This window comes from Microbacterium sp. MYb62, assembly GCF_002979475.1.
Lineage (GTDB): Bacteria > Actinomycetota > Actinomycetes > Actinomycetales > Microbacteriaceae > Microbacterium.
The window spans coordinates 1-17,510 of sequence record NZ_PCOY01000007.1 but is presented as its reverse complement, the minus strand read 5'-3'; the positions used below and the strand labels follow the sequence as shown (position 1 = coordinate 17,510).

General features: G+C 70.8%; 16 protein-coding genes. 10 read left to right on the top strand and 6 right to left on the bottom strand.

What is annotated here, in order from left to right; genetic code table 11:
- Positions 1-32: 32 nt before the first annotated feature.
- The 4 genes from manA to CQ042_RS09240 all read left to right on the top strand — a co-directional run bounded on the left by manA (position 33) and on the right by CQ042_RS09240 (position 6,180).
- A complete protein-coding gene (gene manA, locus CQ042_RS09255) occupies positions 33-1,190 on the top strand; it encodes a mannose-6-phosphate isomerase, class I (RefSeq protein ID WP_374954465.1) in 1,158 nt (385 codons plus the stop codon).
- 165 nt (positions 1,191-1,355) lie between these two features.
- Entirely contained in the window at positions 1,356-1,676 is a 321-nt protein-coding gene (locus CQ042_RS09250; protein ID WP_105670319.1) for a WhiB family transcriptional regulator, read from the top strand.
- A 101-nt stretch (positions 1,677-1,777) separates the two neighbouring features.
- Positions 1,778-4,801: a glycosyltransferase gene (locus CQ042_RS09245; protein WP_105670192.1), complete on the top strand. Its 3,024-nt coding sequence runs from the start codon at positions 1,778-1,780 to the stop codon at positions 4,799-4,801.
- Complete coding sequence (locus CQ042_RS09240) at positions 4,798-6,180, top strand: DUF5719 family protein (protein ID WP_105670191.1); 1,383 nt, start codon at positions 4,798-4,800, stop codon at positions 6,178-6,180. Before CQ042_RS09245 ends, CQ042_RS09240 begins: the two co-directional genes overlap by 4 nt.
- Positions 6,181-6,209: 29 nt before the next feature.
- On the opposite strand, the gene CQ042_RS09235 is transcribed toward CQ042_RS09240, so the two are convergent.
- Positions 6,210-6,638 (bottom strand): hypothetical protein, encoded by a 429-nt coding sequence (locus CQ042_RS09235; protein WP_105670190.1) that lies wholly within the window; start codon positions 6,636-6,638, stop codon positions 6,210-6,212.
- Between the two features lie 78 nt (positions 6,639-6,716).
- Between CQ042_RS09235 and CQ042_RS09230 the strand changes: the two genes are divergently transcribed.
- From CQ042_RS09230 to ahcY, 5 genes are all read left to right on the top strand, one after another.
- Positions 6,717-6,923 carry a DUF3499 family protein gene (locus CQ042_RS09230; protein WP_105670189.1) on the top strand — a complete coding sequence of 69 codons (207 nt, stop codon included), beginning with the start codon at positions 6,717-6,719 and terminating at the stop codon, positions 6,921-6,923.
- 102 nt (positions 6,924-7,025) lie between these two features.
- Positions 7,026-7,952, top strand: coding sequence for an efflux RND transporter periplasmic adaptor subunit (locus CQ042_RS09225; protein WP_105670188.1), 927 nt, complete (start codon positions 7,026-7,028; stop codon positions 7,950-7,952).
- Positions 7,949-8,701, top strand: coding sequence for an ABC transporter ATP-binding protein (locus CQ042_RS09220; RefSeq protein ID WP_258132174.1), 753 nt, complete (start codon positions 7,949-7,951; stop codon positions 8,699-8,701). The genes CQ042_RS09225 and CQ042_RS09220 overlap by 4 nt, the downstream gene beginning before the upstream one ends.
- Positions 8,698-9,912, top strand: coding sequence for an ABC transporter permease (locus CQ042_RS09215; RefSeq protein ID WP_105670186.1), 1,215 nt, complete (start codon positions 8,698-8,700; stop codon positions 9,910-9,912). Before CQ042_RS09220 ends, CQ042_RS09215 begins: the two co-directional genes overlap by 4 nt.
- A 42-nt stretch (positions 9,913-9,954) precedes the next feature.
- Complete coding sequence (gene ahcY / locus CQ042_RS09210; protein WP_105670185.1) at positions 9,955-11,400, top strand: adenosylhomocysteinase; 1,446 nt, start codon at positions 9,955-9,957, stop codon at positions 11,398-11,400.
- A gap of 20 nt (positions 11,401-11,420) precedes the next feature.
- Here ahcY and CQ042_RS09205 read toward each other — a convergent pair whose 3' ends face one another.
- A complete protein-coding gene (locus tag CQ042_RS09205) occupies positions 11,421-12,230 on the bottom strand; it encodes an RDD family protein (RefSeq protein ID WP_105670184.1) in 810 nt (269 codons plus the stop codon).
- Between the two features lie 16 nt (positions 12,231-12,246).
- On the opposite strand from CQ042_RS09205, the gene CQ042_RS09200 reads away from it, so the two are divergent.
- The gene (locus CQ042_RS09200; protein ID WP_105670183.1) at positions 12,247-13,239 is read left to right on the top strand and encodes a stage II sporulation protein M; all 993 of its coding nucleotides are present in this window, start codon (positions 12,247-12,249) and stop codon (positions 13,237-13,239) included.
- 58 nt (positions 13,240-13,297) lie between these two features.
- Here CQ042_RS09200 and CQ042_RS09195 read toward each other — a convergent pair whose 3' ends face one another.
- The 4 genes from CQ042_RS09195 to CQ042_RS09180 are packed head-to-tail and all read right to left on the bottom strand — an operon-like array spanning position 13,298 to position 17,444.
- On the bottom strand, positions 13,298-14,605 hold the full coding sequence (locus tag CQ042_RS09195) for a DUF58 domain-containing protein (RefSeq protein WP_105670182.1): 1,308 nt from the start codon (positions 14,603-14,605) through the stop codon (positions 13,298-13,300).
- Positions 14,606-15,529: a MoxR family ATPase gene (locus CQ042_RS09190; RefSeq protein WP_258132209.1), complete on the bottom strand. Its 924-nt coding sequence runs from the start codon at positions 15,527-15,529 to the stop codon at positions 14,606-14,608.
- Positions 15,530-15,573: 44 nt separating this feature from the next.
- On the bottom strand, positions 15,574-16,809 hold the full coding sequence (locus CQ042_RS09185; RefSeq protein WP_105670180.1) for a DUF4350 domain-containing protein: 1,236 nt from the start codon (positions 16,807-16,809) through the stop codon (positions 15,574-15,576).
- Entirely contained in the window at positions 16,806-17,444 is a 639-nt protein-coding gene (locus CQ042_RS09180; protein WP_105670179.1) for a DUF4129 domain-containing protein, read from the bottom strand. Before CQ042_RS09180 ends, CQ042_RS09185 begins: the two co-directional genes overlap by 4 nt.
- Between the last annotated feature and the right edge of the window lie 66 nt (positions 17,445-17,510).

Here is a 17,510-nt window from a genome sequence, read left to right as displayed (position 1 = left end):
AGGCTACCGCGCCGCGCGACGAGCATCCCTGAATGTCCTGGCGCTCTACGCTGGGAGGCATGCTGCTGAGCCTCACGAACACGCCCCGCGACTACGCCTGGGGTTCCGACACACTCCTCGCCGCACTCGAAGGACGCACCCCGACCGGTGTGCCCGAGGCCGAGGTCTGGTTCGGGGATCACCCCGGCGACCCCGCCGATGTCGTCGAGGGCGGCACGCTCGATCAGATCACCGGCGGGACGCTGCCCTATCTGCTCAAGCTGCTCGCGGCAGGTCGTCCGCTCTCGATCCAGGTGCACCCCACGATCGAGCAGGCCCGTGCGGGCTGGGCGCGGGAGAGCGGGCTCGCCGCCGACGATCCGCAGCGCAACTACCGGGATGACAACCACAAGCCCGAACTCCTCGTGGCCCTCAGCGAGCGCTTCGAGTCGCTGAGCGGGCTCCGTCCCGTCCGCGACTCGCTCGCACTGCTCGAGACGCTCGACGATACGGAAGGGGTCGGCGAGCTGCGTGCGCGCCTGTCCGCCGACGGTGACGCGCTGCGTGACGTGATCGGCTGGGTGCTGGGCGGCACCGCGCAGCGGGCCGTCGACGAGATCATCGCGGCGGTCGTGGACGCCGCTCGCTCGGACGTGGGGGAGTGGCGCACGACGCTGCGTGCGATCGCCGGAGTCGCGCAGACGTACCCGGGCGACCCCGGAGTCGTGGTCGCGCTGCTCATGAACCACGTCGTGCTGCACCGGGGCGAGGGGGTGTTCCTCCGCGCCGGTCTGCTCCACGCCTACCTGTCCGGGCTCGGCGTCGAGATCATGGCCGCGAGCGACAACGTGCTGCGTGGGGGACTCACCCCCAAGCGCATCGACGTTCCGGAGCTGCTCGCCATCCTCGACACCACTCCGGGAGAGGTGCCCGTGCTGCGCCCCTCTCGCGACGAGGCCGTCACGCCCTACCCGGTTCCGGTGCCCGACTTCTCCCTCAGGCGGATCGTCGTCATCGACGGCGCTCCCGTCACGTGCGAGGTCACGGGTCCGACGATGGTGCTCGCGACCGGCGGCGAGGTGTCCGTCGCCACGACCGGCGGGGAGGCGATCGCCGTCGCGATCGGCACCGCGGCGTTCGTCGGCGCCGACGAGCCCTCGTTCACCGTCGCGGGGGCCGGCGAGGTCTTCGTCGCCGCGCCTGGTCGGTGATTCTGCGGGGGTGTTCGTCGGTGCGCGACACGCCGGTGCGCCTCCAAGAACCTTAAAGAGTCGCTTGAGGGTTTACGATCCGCGACTTGACCGGAGCGAATGACACGGGTGTAATTAGTCATGAGCACGGCCCGCCGGGGGGCGGAGACAGGGTTGGAGATCGAGATGACGGGTTACCGTTCCGACGTACCGGAGAACTGGTTCGTCGATCCGATCAACCTCGGTGTCCCCGGGGTTCGGCGCACCGACACCGGCGATGACGACAACGCTCTCGCCTGGCAGAGCGATGCGCTCTGCTCGCAGACGGATCCCGAGGCGTTCTTCCCTGAGAAGGGCGGCTCGACCAGAGATGCCAAGCGGATCTGCACGTCGTGCGATGTGCGCGGCGAGTGCCTCGAGTATGCGCTCAACAATGACGAGCGATTCGGGATCTGGGGCGGCCTCTCCGAGCGCGAGCGTCGCAAGCTCAAGCGCCGCGCGAGCTGAGTCCTCCGCTGGCCGCGAGTGCCGCGAAGCCGCATGGCTTCGCGGGCGCGCCGCATCCGCTGCTCCGGCGCCGACCGTCGCGCGCATAGGCTGACGACGTCATGCCAGCCCGAGTTCACGCCATCATCGTCGCGCGCCCCGGATCCTCGTCCCGCGCGCAACTCCTCCGCACTCTCGAAGCCGTACGATCCCAGACGGCTCCCGCCGCAGCCGTCACGCTGGTCATGTGCGGTGATGCCTCGTCGCTGCGGGAGAGCGAGTCGGTGGCCAGCACGGTGGAGGGGATCATCGAGGCGCGTACCACGACCTCGTTCGCCGAGGCCGTGGAACTCGCCCGGCCCCGCGTGCAGGAGGGCTCCGCGGTCTGGCTGCTCGCCCAGGACACGGCCCCGCACCCGCGAGCGCTGGAGCGCCTGACCGGGACGCTGGAGCGTTCGCCCTCCGCCGCGATCGTCGCCCCCAAACTCGTCGCGACCGACAACGACCGCGAGATCGTCTCGCTCGGCGTCAGCATGACGCGGCTCGGCCGTTCCGTCGAACTCGCGGCAGGCGAACTCGACCAGGGCCAGCACGACCGCACGGACGATGCGCTCGGCTCGGACGTGCGCGGCATCCTCATCCGCGGCCAGGTGCGCGATGCCCTGCGCCCTGACCGCGCCCTCGCCGGTGCCGACGAAGGACTCGACCTCGGCGTGCGCGCCCGACTGGGCGGTGGTCGGGTCGTCCTCGCGCCGAGCGCACGGATCTCCGCCGCACCGGGCGGTCCCGCGGCCCTGCCCTCGGGACGATTCCGCCGGGCGTACGTCACGCGTCTCGCCCAGCTGCATCGACGGCTCGCCTACGCGCCGGCAGCGGCCGTGCCGCTCCACTGGCTCAGCCTGCTCCCTCTCGCGCTCTGGCGCTCCATCACCCACCTCATCGGCAAGCGGCCCGAAGCGGTGTTCCCCGAGTGGGGCGCCGCTCTCACCGCGATGGTCCGCATCGGCGCCGTCGCACGCTCGCGGGCCGCGATCCGCGCGTTCCGCTCGTCCAGCTGGGCGAGCATCGCTCCGCTGCGAGTGACGTCATCGGAGCTCCGGCGCCGCCTGGATGACGGACACGGCAGCGAGGGCGGGGCGGTCAGTGAACTCCGCTTCTTCTCCGGCGGTGGGGCGTGGGCCGTGCTCGCTGCCCTGGTCGTCAGCGTCGCGTCCTTCACCACCCTGCTGGCGTGGCCGGCGATCGGCGGCGGGGGACTGCTGCCCCTTCGGCAGACCGTCTCCGCGCTCTGGGACGATGCAGCCTGGGGGATACGCGGCATCGCGGTCGATCTCGTCGGCCCTGCCGACCCCTTCGCCTCGGTCGTGGCCGTGGTGGGCTCCCTGTGGCCTGCGGGACCGTCGTTCGCCATGGTGCTCCTGTGGATCCTCGCCCTCCCGCTCGCCGTCCTCGGCGGGTGGTTCGCCGCCACGCGGGTGACCGATCGCGCGGGGCTGCGGATCTTCGCGGGTGTCGCGTGGGCCCTCGCGCCGACATTCCTCACCGCTCTCGTCGAGGGGCGTCCGGCTGCGGTGCTGGTGCATCTTCTGCTGCCGTGGCTTTTCCACGCCGCCGTCGTCGCCCACCGCTCCTGGGGTGCCGCGGGGAGCGCCTCCATCCTGCTCGCCGCCGTGATCGCCTGCGCGCCCTCGCTGGCTCCCGCGCTCGCGCTGCTCTGGATCGTCGCTCTCGGCATCGTGCTCGGCACCGCGCAGTTCCGGGGGGCGGGCCGCCTGCTCTGGCTGCCCGTTCCGACCGCTGCACTGTTCGTCCCTCTCGTCTTCTGGCAACTCGCGCACGGCACCCCGCTGGCACTGCTCGGGGACCCCGGCCTGATCTGGGCTGGTCCGCAGGCCGCAGCCGATGCGGCGGGTCGCCTCGCGCTCGCCACCGGCTTCCCGACGACCGATCTCGCGGGGTGGACCGACTTCGTCCCGGCACCGCTCGGTGCCTGGGCGCCGCTGCTGTGCGCTCCGGTCGCCGTGCTCGCGCTCGCCGCGGCGGTGTCGCCACGGTGGCGCGCGGGCATCACTCTGCTCGTCGTCGCTCTCGCCGGCGCGGCGACCGCGTTCTTCGTCGTCGGTGTGACGGTGAGCTTCACGCAGGGGACGCCGGTCGCGATCTGGCCGGGCTCCGCGCTCAGCCTCGCGTGGATCGGACTGCTGGGTGCCGCGGTCGTCACGCTCGACACGGCGATCACGCTGCCGCGACTGAGGGTCGTTGCAGCGGTCGCCGCAGCGACCGCTCTCGCGATCTGCGCGATTCCGGCTCTCACCGCCTTCCACGCCGGTCGTTCCGTCCTCTCCGACGGCCCGGAATCGACATTGCCGGCGTACGTCGCGGCGCAGGCCGCAGGGGATCAGTCGATCGCGACTCTCGTCCTCACCCCGCAGAACGACGGCGGTCTCGCCGTCGAGGTGGTGTGGGGTGCGAGTGAGACGCTCGGGTCGCAGTCGACCATGATCTCGACAGCGGTGGAGCCTCAGGGAGCGGACATCTCGACGCTCGCAGTCGACCTCCTCTCGGCTCGCGATTTCGATGCTCCGGGCGAGCTGGCTGCGGAGGGCATCAGCTACGTCCTGGTCGCACAGGTGCCCGGCGAAGGCGATCAGGCTCGAACGCTCCGCACCGCAGCGGTCGCCTCGATCGATCAGCGTCCGGGTCTCGTGCACGCGGGGTCCACGAATCGAGGGGAGCTCTGGCGCCTCGAGGCCGAGGTGGCTGATCCGCCGACTCTCACCGCAGCTCAGCAGGGCAGCGCGCGTTTCGTCATGATCATGCAGCTGATGGTGCTGCTCGCGGCGCTCCTGCTGTCGATTCCGACTCGCGCCTCCCGCCGTGCGGCCCGTGCGCAATCGCGCATCGTCGGCCGCGCGCCCGAGGAGCCGCTCGTGCTCCCGAGGCATGCGGAGGACCGGGAGCCGGATGAAGAGCCACTGGTGGGGACGATCGACGATCCGCAGGACGCCCCGGCGCTCGACGATGCGGCGCTGGCGCCGATCGCCGAACCCGTGCCTCCGACCGTCGCGCCGCCGTCATCCGACGGCGAGGATTCGTCGGACGACGGCGATCGGCCGACCGAGCCGGGAAGGGAGCAGGACCGATGAGCAGTACTCGAGCATTCCGCGTCGCCGCGACCGGCGCCCGCGTCGTCACCGGCGTCGTCGTCGCCGCAGCCTGCGTTCTCGGCGTCGCGACGGCGGTGCACGCCCCGTGGCCGGTCGTCCGGCACGATCCGGCGCAGGTGGCCGTCACGCCCCTCCCCGGTGACAGCACCCTCGTCTGCAACGGTGACCTCCGTGCGCTCGGGCGCGACCCGTCGGCGCCTCTGGACATGCGTTCCGCGGCATCGGCGAGCCTCACGATCGGGGGCACGTCCGGCGACCCGGCATCCGAGGGGCTGCCCGCCCAGGATCTCGAGGGCGCCGGCGAGGCGCAGGTGCTCACCGGCGCGGTCGAGGGGCGCTCGGCGCCGCTGATCGCCGGTGCGGAGTCGATCACCGTCGCCGCCGATGACCTCGCGGGATACGCCGCGCTTCCCTGCGGCACGCCGCGGCTCGAGTCGTGGCTGGTCGGGGGGAGCACGGGCACGGGCACCGAGGACATCGTGATCCTCACGAACGCGGCCGAGGTCCCCTCCACCGTGACGCTGATGGTCTACGGGAACGCACGCAGCACCAGGACCGTGGTCGTGCCGGCCCGGTCGCAGGTCGCGCTTCCGCTCACGTCGTTCGCCGCCGGGAACGAGAACCCGGTCGTGAAGGTGACAGCGGCGGGCGCTCCGGTCAGAGCGGTGCTCCAGTCGTCGCTGATCCGCGTGCTCGATCCTGCCGGCATCGATCTTCAGGATGCCGTCGCGGGCCCGCAGCAGAATCTCGTGCTCACCGGGGTGGAGTCCTTCGTCTCGGCGGGCGACGATGCGGAGATGGCGGTGCTGAGGGTGCTCTCACCGGGCGCGGATGCCGCCGTGAGCGTGCAGGTGCGCGCGGAGGGGACGGCCGCGGTCGTCGATGAGTTCAGCGTTCCGCTCGAGGCGGACCTGCCGACGCAGGTCTCGCTCAGCGGCCTCGAGCCTGGACGCTACACCGTCGAGGTCGACGCCGACGTCCCGGTCGTGGCCGCGGTCCGGCAGCAGGACGGTTTCGGCCTCGACTCGGACTTCGCCTGGGTGACTCCCGCGCCGGAGATCGACACGGATGTCGTGTTCGCGGTGCCCTCGGGCCCGGCGCCCCGACTGCAGCTGGCGAACTCCTCGGCGGAAGACGCGACGATCACCCTCGAGCCGCTCGACGGCGGCCAGCCGCAGGAGCTCGTCATCGCCGCCGGCGCGACGAAGGGGATCGCCGTCACCGCGCGCACGACCTATCGACTCCAGATGACCGGACCCGTGCACGCCGCCGTGACGCTGTCGGCGCCGGGAGCGGTCGCCGTTCTGCCGCTGCGCGCGAGCGCGGGAGCCGAGAGGCCGATCACCGTCTACCCCTGAGCGGAATCCGGTTCGCCGCGTCCGGAGGGTCAGTGTTCGTGGCCGAGATCCCACGGCTCGCGGCCGACGTACTCCGCCGCCGCCCGGAACACGGCGCTCTCGATCGCCATCCGTCGGTGCGCGGCATCGTCGTGGCCGGGGGGAAGCAGGCGTTCGATGGGAAGGCGGAACAGCACGATGCGCTGGTTCTTCCGGTCGAGGTGCCACCGCGGAACCTCTTCGGCAGCGTCGAATCCGGGGATCGCCCCGATCTCGAACCTGACCTCCTGCAGCTCGGGCCAGGTGCCGCGGAGGAACTCGACCGCCGTGCCGACCGTGAGATCGAATCTGTCGAGACGTCCGTCGAGCGGTGCGAGCGGCGGCCGTACGACCTCGCTGCGGCCGAGACGTCCGTGCCGCCCGTGTCGTGCCCCGCGCCGGGGAGCGGCGGAGGTGTGGGTGGCACGGCGACGAGGCATGTCGAAAGTCTAGGCGGTGCCCGGCCTGCGCGGCGCGGCATCCGTCGGGCCGGCGCGGGGGACCGTACTCTGGCGGAGATGGACGGACGACAGTGCTCGAAGGTCGGCTGCGCGCGCGAAGCCGTGGCCACCCTCACCTACGACTACGGTGATCAGATGGCGGCGCTCGGCCCTCTCGGCGCGGCGAACGACCCCCAAGCCCACGATCTGTGCTCGCCGCATGCCGACCGGCTGTCGGTGCCCGCGGGGTGGCTCGTCGTACGGCACGAGGCTCTCCGCGCCTGAACGCTTGTCCGCGACACGCGGGTCGGGAAAGCTATACCTGGAAATGATTTCTGGATACGCTGACCGCAGGCGTGCCAGGGCGGCGCTGCCGGAAAGGCACTCGTGATCGTCTGGCGGCGCTGGATCTTCCCCCTGCTTCTCGTGCTGGTCTTCGGCGTGTGCGCTGCCGCACTCGTCAAGATCGCCTTCTTCCCCGACCGCACGGAGGCCGTCGTCAGCCCCGAGGCCGGGATCACCGACCCGGTCGTCGTGGTCGAGCGCGGCGCGGTGGTGAACTCCCTGAGCCTGAGCGGCAACGTCGCGCGCGACGAGGCGTATGCCGTGCGCAGTGAGCTCACCGGCACGGTTCTCGTCGTGCACGTCGGCGAGGGGGCGTCCGTCGCCGCCGGGCAGAAGCTCTTCACGATCCGCCAGGAGGACCCGCGCAAGGACATCGACGTGCTCGCGCCCGAGGCCGGTGACGTCTCGGAGATCGCTCTCGTCAAGGGGCAGACGACCTCGGTCGGCACCGAGACGTACACGCTCACACCGGCGCGGTACCACCTGCTCGCGACGGTCGACCCGGTGCAGCTCTATCGACTCGTGAACGCGCCGACCGAGGCGACGGTCACGATCACGGGAGGCCCGGCACCGTTCGCCTGCACCGGCGTCGGTGTACAGGTGACTGCGGAGGGTACTGCGAACGTCCGCTGCGCCATCCCGGCGGATCAGACCGTGTTCGCCGGGCTCCCGGCGACCATCGACCTCGCCCTGGGCCAGGTCGACGATGCTCTCGTGGTCCCGGTGACCGCCGTCCAGGGCGGCGCGGGTTCGGGGAAAGTCTGGGTCGATGCCGGCGACGGGGCCGAGCCCGAGGAGCGTGCGGTGAAGCTGGGCGTCAACGACGGTGTGACGGTCGAGGTGACCGAGGGCCTGGCGGAGGGCGACAGCATCCGCCAGTTCGTCCCCGGGTTCGTCGCTCCGGTCGAGGAGTTCTGCTACGAGGTCTCCCCGGGCGTGGAGCAGTGCGACAGCGGGATGAGCTGGTGAGTCTGGTCGCTCTCGAGGACGTCTCCAAGAGCGTCCTGCTGGCCGACGACTCCCGACTGGAGATCCTCCGCGGCATCACCCTCGAAGTCGGCGCCGGCGATCACGTCTCGATCGTCGGACGCTCCGGATCGGGCAAATCGACCCTGCTCAACATCCTCGGGATGCTGGATGCGCCGACGTCAGGCTCGGTCTCCTTCGAGGGGCGCGAGGTGCGGCGGATGAGGTCAGGACGGCTCGACCGTCTGCGTGGGGACAACGTCGGCTTCGTCTTCCAGCAGTTCAACCTCCTGCCCGGTCGCACCGCGATCGACAACGTGATGATGCCCCTGGGTCACGCCCGCGGACGGATGTTCTGGAACCGCCGGCAGATAGCCGCCGACATGCTCGAGCGCGTGGGGCTCGGGCATCGCGTCGATCAGATCGCCGACAAGCTCTCCGGCGGTGAGCAGCAGCGCGTGGCCATCGCCAGGGCGCTCGTGCGCAAGCCCGTCCTGATCCTCGCCGACGAGCCGACCGGTGCCCTCGACATCGACACCGGCGCATCCGTCATGTCGCTGCTCGACGAGGTGGCGACCGAGACGGACGCCGCGCTGGTCACCATCACACACGACCTCCATGTCGCTGCCCGGGCACGCCGCCACTATCGCCTGGATGCCGGCCACCTGGAGACCGCCGACCTCCGTCGCGCCTTCGAGGCGTCGACGCTCGCCGCCTCGGTCCCCTCCGCATCGCCGGAGGTCGTCTCATGACGGGATTCCTCGGCGCGCTCGCGGACGCCTGGGCGGAGATCCGCGTGCACAAGCTGCGCGTGCTGCTCAGCCTGATCGGGATCGCGGTCTCGGTGGGGGCGCTCACCGCGGTGGTGGCGATATCGGAGTACCAGCGCCAGTTCCAGGCCGAGCAGTCGGATCGCTGGGGCGGACGGGCGGCCACCGTCGTGGTGGCCGTCGGCAGCGACGACGGCACCCCGGTCGACGCCGATGACTTCGACGAGCGCTTCCGCCGTGCGTCCGAGAGGTTCGACTTCAGCCACACCGCCCGCATCTCCCAGGGCCTGTCGATCGAGGTGGCGCTGCCCGAGGGGATCACCCCTGTTCCCGCCCGGGTGATGGATCCCGCGTTCTCGCAGATCCATCGCGAGAAGCTTCTGGAGGGGCGCTGGTTCCTGGATTCCGACGTCGAGGCGCTGGCCCCTCCCGTGGTGATCACCGAGGCGCTCTGGGATCGTCTCGGACGCCTGCCGCTCTCGCAGCACCCGACGGTGACTCTCAGCGGCCCGGCGGGCGGCACCTACCAGGTGATCGGCATCACGCCTCGTCAGGGCTTCGGCGACGAGGAGCTGCGCGTCGACCTGCTCTACGACGCCTATCGGGCCCGCATCGACGCGCTGCCGACGGATGCCTGGACGCAGTACGAGATCTGGATCGGCACCGCGCAGGTCGATGAGATCGCTCCGGTGCTCGCGATGGACCTTCGCGCGGGCCTCCCCGAAGGGCAGACGGTCACGGTGAGCAGGTCGGACTGGGCGGCGCAGCCGGGGGCGATGGACGTCCAGGCGACCTTCGAGATGATCACGGGCGGCATCGCCGCGCTGATCCTCGCGCTCGGGGCGCTCAGCCTGATCAACATCCAGCTCGTCGCGATGCGCCAGCGCGTGCGGGAGATCGGTGTCCGCCGAGCCTTCGGCGCCAGTTCCGGACGCGTGTTCTTCTCGGTCTTCCTCGAGAGCCTGGTCGCGACGACCGTCGCCGGTGTGATCGGGATCGCGATCGTCGTCGCGGTGCTGCGTTCGGACTGGGTCGTCACCTCGATGTTCTCCGGGATCCAGGACATCCCGCCGTTCCCGATGCGGGCCGCCCTCGTCGGACTCGTCGCCTCGGTGATCGTCGGCGCGGTGTCGGGGTTCATCCCCGCACTCGTCGCGCTGCGGGTGAAGGTGATCGATGCGATCCGGTTCTGACACGCAGGCGGGCCGGATTCGGCGGGGTGGAAGAATGAGCGCATGCCTGAGCTCGAGTACCGCGTCGCCGACCTGTCCCTCGCCGAAGCCGGCCGTCACCAGCTCCGGCTGGCGGAGAACGAGATGCCGGGGCTCATGGCGCTCCGGTCGGAGTTCGGTGCAGCGCAGCCGCTGAAGGGTGCCAGGATCGCCGGCTCCCTCCACATGACCGTGCAGACCGCCGTCCTCATCGAGACGCTCGTGGCGCTCGGCGCCCAGGTGCGCTGGGCGAGCTGCAACATCTTCTCCACGCAGGATGAAGCGGCGGCCGCCGTCGTGGTCGGCCCCGGTGGCTCGGTGGATGACCCGGCCGGCGTTCCGGTCTTCGCCTGGAAGGGCGAGACGCTCGAGGAGTACTGGGCCTGCACCGATCGCATCTTCGACTGGTCGTCGACGGGCTTCGACGGACCCAACCTGATCCTCGACGACGGTGGCGACGCGACGCTCCTCGTGCACAGGGGCGTCGAGTTCGAGAAGGCCGGCGTCGTTCCCGCCGCGACGGATGCCGATTCGCCCGAGTACTCGATCGTCCTCGACCTCCTGCGCGGGTCGGTCGCCGCGACGCCCGATCGCTGGACGAAGGTCGCGGCCGGACTCATCGGCGTCACGGAGGAGACCACCACCGGCGTGCACCGCCTGTACGAGCTCGCGACTGCGGGGGATCTGCTCTTCCCGGCCATCAACGTCAACGACTCGGTGACCAAGAGCAAGTTCGACAACAAGTACGGCATCCGGCACTCGCTTCCCGACGGCCTCAACCGCGCCACCGACGTGCTCATCGGCGGCAAGGTCGCCTTCGTGTGCGGCTACGGCGACGTCGGCAAGGGGGCGGCCGAAGCGCTGCGCGGCCAGGGCGCCCGGGTGATCGTGAGCGAGGTCGATCCGATCTGCGCGCTCCAGGCCGCCATGGACGGCTTCCAGGTCGCCCGCCTGATCGATGTCGCCGGCGAGGTCGACATCGTGGTGACCGGCACCGGCAACCGCGACGTGGTGACGACCGAGCACCTGCAGGCACTGAAGCACCTCGCGGTCGTCGCCAACGTCGGCCACTTCGACAACGAGATCGACATGGCGGGGCTCGAGGCCCTCCCCGGCGCGGAGAGGATCGAGATCAAGCCGCAGGTGCACGAATGGCGCCTGCCGAGCGGACGCAGCGTGCTGGTACTCAGCGAGGGGCGTCTGATGAACCTCGGCAACGCCACGGGTCATCCGTCGTTCGTCATGAGCGCGTCCTTCACGAACCAGGTGCTGGCTCAGCTGGAGCTCTATACGAACATCGAGGCCTATCCGACCGGCGTGTACGTGCTGCCCAAGGCCCTCGACGAGAAGGTCGCGCGCTTGCACCTCGATGCCCTGGGCGTGCAGCTGACCACCCTCAGCGACGAGCAGGCGGCGTACATCGGAGTGCCGGTGGGCGGCCCCTACAAGCTCGAGCACTACCGGTATTGAGCGCGAGTCCCTCGCGGTGCTCAGACGCCGAGGCGGCGACCCGTGAGTCGTTCGGCCCGGCGGTCGATGTTCTCGAGCGCTCGCCGCTCGCGCTCGCGACGGAGCACCGTGATGCCGATGAGCACCTGCTCCGGCGGGGCGGGAGGGACCGGTGAGACGAACGGAGTCGCCTCGGTGAGCAGGTCGTACGCGACCCGCTCCCGCGCGGACGGGACCATGAGCGGCGCGGTCTGCAGGAACTGCGAGATGCGCCGCGCGAGCCGGTCGGGCAGACGCGCCACGTCGGCGATCTGCGCCCACCCGGCCAGCGACGGAGGAAGCAGAGGTGCGTGCGATGCGAGCCCCGGGGTGCGGACCCGCTGGCTGTACGTGCCGGCGACCAGGTCGCCCAGTCGCTGCGATCGCGCGTTGAACGCGCCGACGAGCACGGCGAGTCCGCCGAAGGTCATGTAGATCTCCAGCACGCCGAGAAGACCGCGGATGAACGCGTGACGGAATCCGGCGGCACCGCCGTCCACGCGCACGATCCGTCCCCCGATGGCGAGCTTGCCGAGGCTGCGGCCCTTCAGCGCGACCTCGATCGTGATCGGCAGCACCACGAAGCTCACGACGAGCGCCGCGACCGTGGCGATCCTGTCCGTGGCGTCGTCGAGCACGCCGGCATCCACCAGCCAGATGCGCAGGAAGATCCAGAGGATGAAGACGCCGTAGCCGAGGAGCATGTCGATGATGGCGCCGAGTGCTCGCAACAGGAAGCCGACGGGCTGCACGTCGATCGCGACGGCTTCACCGGAGAGCACCTCGTCGGAGGCGGCGATCGGGACGGACATGAGTACAGTAAATCAGGTGGATGCCGATGCGCTGACTGATGCACGCCGGGCCGAGTGGGCACGGCTCGATGAACTCAGCCGCGCCCGCCTCGACGGTGACGGCGTCGATGAGCTGATCATGCGCTATCGGGCAGCCTCCGCGGATCTCGCCGAGCTCAAGACCTCGGTCGGCGACTCTCCCCAGGGGGCGTATCTGTCGACGATCCTGGTGCGCGCCAGACTGCGCCTCACCGGCGCCTCCGACAGCATCCTCACCCAGACAGGGCGCTTCTTCCGGCTGCAGCTTCCCGCCGCGTTGTACCGACTGCGCTGGACGACCCTGGTCATCGCGGTCTCGTTCATCGCCATCGCCGTCGGCACTGCGGCCTGGATCGCCGCCGATCCTGCACTCGTCGCGACCCTCGGCCCCCCGGATGCGCTCCAGCAGTACGCGGACGAGAGCTTCACCGGCTACTACACCGAGAACTCCGCGGCGACCTTCATGGGCATGGTCTGGAGCAACAACGCCTGGATCGCGATGCAGTGCGTGCTCTTCGGCGTCACCGGCGTATGGCCGGTCTACATGCTCGTGCAGAACGCGATGGGGCTCGGGACCGCGGGTGCGGTGATGGCCGCGCACGACAAGGCCGACCTCATGGTGCTCTACATCCTGCCGCACGGCATGCTCGAGATGACCTGCGTCTTCGTCGCCGCTGCTGCCGGACTGCACGTCTTCTGGGCATGGGTCGCACCGGGGCACCGCTCGCGCGGCGAGGCGCTGGCCGAGGAGGGGCGCGCACTCGCTACCGTCGCCCTCGGACTGGTCTTCGCGCTCTTCCTCGCGGGGCTCGTGGAGGGTTTCATCACCGGCTGGGCTCTGCCCTGGCCGATGAAGATCGGCATCGGCGCCGCCGCGCTCGCGGTGTTCCTCATCTACATGCTCGTCATCGGCGGCCGAGCCCGTCGTCAGGGCGAGACCGGCGATCTCGTCGAGTACGAGGCCGGTACCCCGCGCCTCGTCGTCGGCTGACCGTCAGACGATCCGCACGCTCGGTCGTGAGGGGACGCGTCGGACGAGTCGCACGGGGTCAGAGCCGGCCGGCGGCCTTCAGCTCGAGGTACCGGTCGGCGATCCTCGGGGGGAGATCCTCGGGGTCGGCGGCGATCGCCTCCCCGCCGGCCCGGCGGATCGCGTCGGCGACGTTCTCCGCGTCGCGGAGGGTCCGCTCGGCCGCCGCGGCGAGGTACACGTCTTCGCGCGAATCACGCTGACGGGCAAGGACGGCGATGCCGTCGTCGGTCACCGATCCGACCAGCACGGTGGTCGCCCGTGAGGCGTCCGGGAAGGCCCCGAGGAAACCGCGGGCGGATTCGGCGGCATCCTGAGCCGTGAGGACGACGATCAGCGACGGTCGGGTGGTGAGCGTCCGCACCGCGGCGAACGCGCCGTGCCAGTCGGTGTCGACCAGGCGGGCGTGCACGGGAGCCATGGCATCGGTCAAGGCGGGCAGGAGCGCGGCGCCGTCGACGCCCGTCACCCTGCCGCGCACCGCACGGTCGTACATGAGCAGATGCACGTGATCTCCGGCACGGGCGGCGAGCGCCGCCAGCAGCAGCGCGGCTTCGAGCGAGGCGTCGACACGAGTGCCGTCGCCCACCCGCGCCGCGGCGGTGCGTCCCGTGTCGATGATGATGACCACGTGCCGGTCGCGCTCGGGCCGCCAGGTGCGCAGCATCGTCGTGCCGGCACGAGCGGTGGCGCGCCAGTCGATCGATCGCACGTCGTCGCCGCGGACGTACTCGCGCAGGGAGTCGAACTCGGTCCCCTGGCCGCGCACCTGGATGCTCGTGTTCCCGTCGAGCTCGCGCAGCCTCGCCAGACGCGAGGGCAGGTGCTTGCGGGACGAGAACGCGGGCAGCACCCGGATCGCTCCGCGCACGGAATGTCGTGCTTGCCGTCCGGCGAGGCCCAGTGGGCCGCGCGAGCGGATCATCACGAAATCGCTGACCAGCTCCCCGCGCCGGCGGGGGAGGAGCGGGATCGCGACCCTTCCGCGCTCGCCGGCGGGGATGTGCAGATGTTGCCGTTCCGTCGGCGCTCCGGCCGTCGGCTGCCAGGCATCGCGGAGCACCGCATGCAGCGTCCTGGCACCGTGATTGTGCACGATCACGGTCACCGGCACCGGCTCGCCCATGCGCACGCGCTTCGGGACCCGGCGGCTCACCGTGACCGAGCGGGGGTTCGCCGCGAGCGCGACGTCGAGTCCGACCAGCAGGACGCACAGACCGATCCAGGCACCGAGCACGGCGTACGCCGGATAGCCCGCGAGCCCTGCGAGGACGAGGGGGACGATGCCGACGGCGATGGCGACGGCGAGGCGGCCGGTGACGAACACCTAGATCGGCACCCTGGTCTGCTGCACGACCGAGGTGAGCACCGCATCCGCGGACACGCCCTCCATCTGGGCGTCGGGCCGCAGCTGCAGGCGATGGCGCCACACCGGCACCAGCATCGTCTGCACATGATCGGGGGTGACGGCCGAGGAGGCGTTGAGCCAGGCCCAGGCCTTCGCCGCCGCGAGCAGGCCGGTCGAGGCGCGGGGGCTGGCACCGAGTTCAACGGAGGGGGACTGACGTGTCGCCCTGGCGAGATCCACGACGTACCCGAGCACATCGTCGGTCACATCGACGGCGGACGCGGCCTGCTGTGCGGCACGGATCTCGTCCGCGGAGACCACGGCCTCGACACCGGTCAGCTCGCGCGGGGAGAAGCCCTCCGCGTGCCGGCGGAGCACCGACACCTCGGCGTCGCGCTCCGGCATGCCGACAACGAGCTTCATCAGGAAGCGGTCCAACTGCGCCTCGGGCAGGGAATAGGTGCCCTCGTGCTCGATCGGGTTCTGCGTCGCGGCGACGAGGAACGGATCGGGCAGCGGGCGGCTGACACCGTCGGCGGACACCTGACGTTCCTCCATCGCCTCCAGCAGCGCCGCCTGCGTCTTCGGCGGGGTCCTGTTGATCTCGTCCGCGAGCAGGATGTGGGTGAAGACGGGGCCGGCACGGAAGTCGAATTCGCCGGTGCGCGCGTCGTAGACGAGCGAGCCGGTGACGTCGCCGGGCATCAGGTCGGGGGTGAACTGGACCCGCTTGGTGTCGAGCCCGAGCGCGCGTGCGAACGAGCGTACGACGAGCGTCTTCGCGACCCCGGGGACACCTTCCAGGAGCACGTGCCCCCGAGCGAGCAGCGCCACCAGGAGGCCCGTGACGGTACCGGCCTGGCCGACCACCGCCTTGTCGACCTCGGTGCGCACGCGGTGCATCGCCTGACGAAGTGCGGCATCGTCGGCGGGAGGATTCTCAACGGTCACGTGGTTCCCTCGTCTTCTCTGGGATGGGTGGACGGTTCTGCGGCGGTGCTCGTCGCCCTGGCGGAGCGGAGTGTGGATTCGACGGCCGATTCGAGCTCGTCGAGGCGTCTGGCGAGATCGATCAGGGAGTCGTCGTCGGTGGGGAGGGGCCCGGACAGCAGCACCTGCAGGGATCCGCGCGGGATCTGCAGGCGGTCCGAGGCGGCGTCGGCGACCTCGTCCGCGCCGGCCTGCACCGCGAGTCCGAGCCGGCGGGCGAGGCGTCGCCGTGCGCCGTCGCGGAGAGCTTCCGCCGCGTGCTCCGCATCCGCGGCCTTCGCGGTCAGGCGGGCGCGTCCGTGCATGGTCTCGGATGCCCTCACGGTCACCGGCAGGGTCTCGGCGACCAGGGGGCCGAAGCGCTGTCCGCGCCAGATCGCGGTGGCGACACCCGCCAGCATCAGCAGCAGGATCGCGGGGGTGACCCAGAGCGGGGTGAGGCTGCCGAGAGTCGGCGTCGGCTCGCCCTGGATGTCGGAGTCACCGAAGGAGGGCACGTACCAGACGACACGGTCGGTCTGACCGAGGAGAGCGAGTGCCAGTGCGGCATTCCCGTCCTCGGTGAGGTACTCGTTGCTGAAGAGCCTCGTGCCTTCGACGACGACGTGTCGGGTGCTGGTCCGATCGTCCACGAGCACGGCGGCGCCCTCGTCGTTCGCGAAGCACGCCTGCACTCCGTCGGCGGGGGAGAAGAGCCGGTCGGCGCGTATCGTCCCGACCTCTGCGAACTCGGCGACGTCGCATCCGGGTGTGGCTGCCGCCAGCGTGCCCGGAGCGTTCTCCCCGATGCTCAGAACGTTCAGCAGGTGCGTGCTCGTGGACAGGAAGACGACGCGCTCGGCAGGTTCCATGAGCGTCTCCAGCGCCTCATCGGTGAGCGTGTAGGGATTGGCCATCACGAGCGTCGTGTCCTCATCGATCGCCGCGCGCGCCTCCGCCCGGGATCGGTGGACGTCGACGTCGACGCCCTGATCGCGAAGGATCTCCGCGAGGGCGAGGGTGCCTGCCTCGCCGCGACCCTCGGGGTCGAGCGCACCGTTCTCCGCCGGCGCCGTCGCGGCGACCCGGAGGGCGACGAAGGAGACGAGGAGCACGAGGACCACGACGATCGCCCAGCCCAGGATCGCCTTCGCCCTGCGGGGTCGCTGTTCCGCCGTCGACGGAACCGGGGCTTCTTGCTCGATCACGCTCATGCCGGAACCGCCTCGGGACGGCGCGCGCGGAGCCGGTCATCCGTCTCCGCGAGCTCGCGGTAGGTCTCCGAGGTCGCCTGACGCTCGAGGTAGCGGACATCGTCGAACGCGCCCGCCGCTCGCCGCAGGGCATCGGCCTCGTCTGCGAACACCGCGCTCGCGTCGCGGGCGATCGACTGGGCGGTGGCGCCGGGAGCCGGATCGATCAGATCGCGCTCCCACAGGCTGCGGGCGATCGCCCGGTATCGGAGGATGGTCGCCGAATCCCAGTCGCCTTCGCGGGCGCGGCGCTCGGCATCGGACCGCAGCTGCGCCGCGGTACGGTCGTCGCTCGCTCCCAGGAGATCGGCTCTCGCGCGGCGGACGGCGCGCGAGTTTCGCGGCCGGCCCCAGATGACGAGTGCCGTGATCAGGGCCGCCACGATGATGACGGTGACGATGATGAGCGCGGAAGGACCGACGTTCGCCCCGTTCTCCGAGCTGAACAGATCAGCGAGGAAACGACCGACGTCACGTGCGACCAGGTCGAACCACGTCGGCTTCGCATCGGCGTAGCGCGGATTGGAGAGTTCCTCCTCCGCCCAGCGCCGTGCCTCGTCCCCGTCGGGGACGAACAGATCGAATCGGGGGATCATGCCGTGTCGCCACCCGGGGAGGCCCAGCCGTGGTCAGCGGGGGGTTCTCCGGCGGCGGTGCGGGGT

Excerpts from the sequence above, each read along its gene's own strand:
- manA (WP_374954465.1), top strand. The coding sequence starts at position 33 with ATGTCCTGGCGCTCTACGCTGGGAGGCATGCTGCTGAGCCTCACGAAC.
- CQ042_RS09250 (WP_105670319.1), top strand. The coding sequence starts at position 1,356 with ATGACGGGTTACCGTTCCGACGTACCGGAGAACTGGTTCGTCGATCCG.
- CQ042_RS09245 (WP_105670192.1), top strand. The coding sequence starts at position 1,778 with ATGCCAGCCCGAGTTCACGCCATCATCGTCGCGCGCCCCGGATCCTCG.
- CQ042_RS09240 (WP_105670191.1), top strand. The coding sequence starts at position 4,798 with ATGAGCAGTACTCGAGCATTCCGCGTCGCCGCGACCGGCGCCCGCGTC.
- CQ042_RS09235 (WP_105670190.1), bottom strand. The coding sequence starts at position 6,638 with ATGCCTCGTCGCCGTGCCACCCACACCTCCGCCGCTCCCCGGCGCGGG.
- CQ042_RS09230 (WP_105670189.1), top strand. The coding sequence starts at position 6,717 with ATGGACGGACGACAGTGCTCGAAGGTCGGCTGCGCGCGCGAAGCCGTG.
- CQ042_RS09215 (WP_105670186.1), top strand. The coding sequence starts at position 8,698 with ATGACGGGATTCCTCGGCGCGCTCGCGGACGCCTGGGCGGAGATCCGC.
- ahcY (WP_105670185.1), top strand. The coding sequence starts at position 9,955 with ATGCCTGAGCTCGAGTACCGCGTCGCCGACCTGTCCCTCGCCGAAGCC.
- CQ042_RS09205 (WP_105670184.1), bottom strand. The coding sequence starts at position 12,230 with ATGTCCGTCCCGATCGCCGCCTCCGACGAGGTGCTCTCCGGTGAAGCC.
- CQ042_RS09190 (WP_258132209.1), bottom strand. The coding sequence starts at position 15,529 with ATGCACCGCGTGCGCACCGAGGTCGACAAGGCGGTGGTCGGCCAGGCC.
- CQ042_RS09185 (WP_105670180.1), bottom strand. The coding sequence starts at position 16,809 with ATGAGCGTGATCGAGCAAGAAGCCCCGGTTCCGTCGACGGCGGAACAG.
- CQ042_RS09180 (WP_105670179.1), bottom strand. The coding sequence starts at position 17,444 with ATGATCCCCCGATTCGATCTGTTCGTCCCCGACGGGGACGAGGCACGG.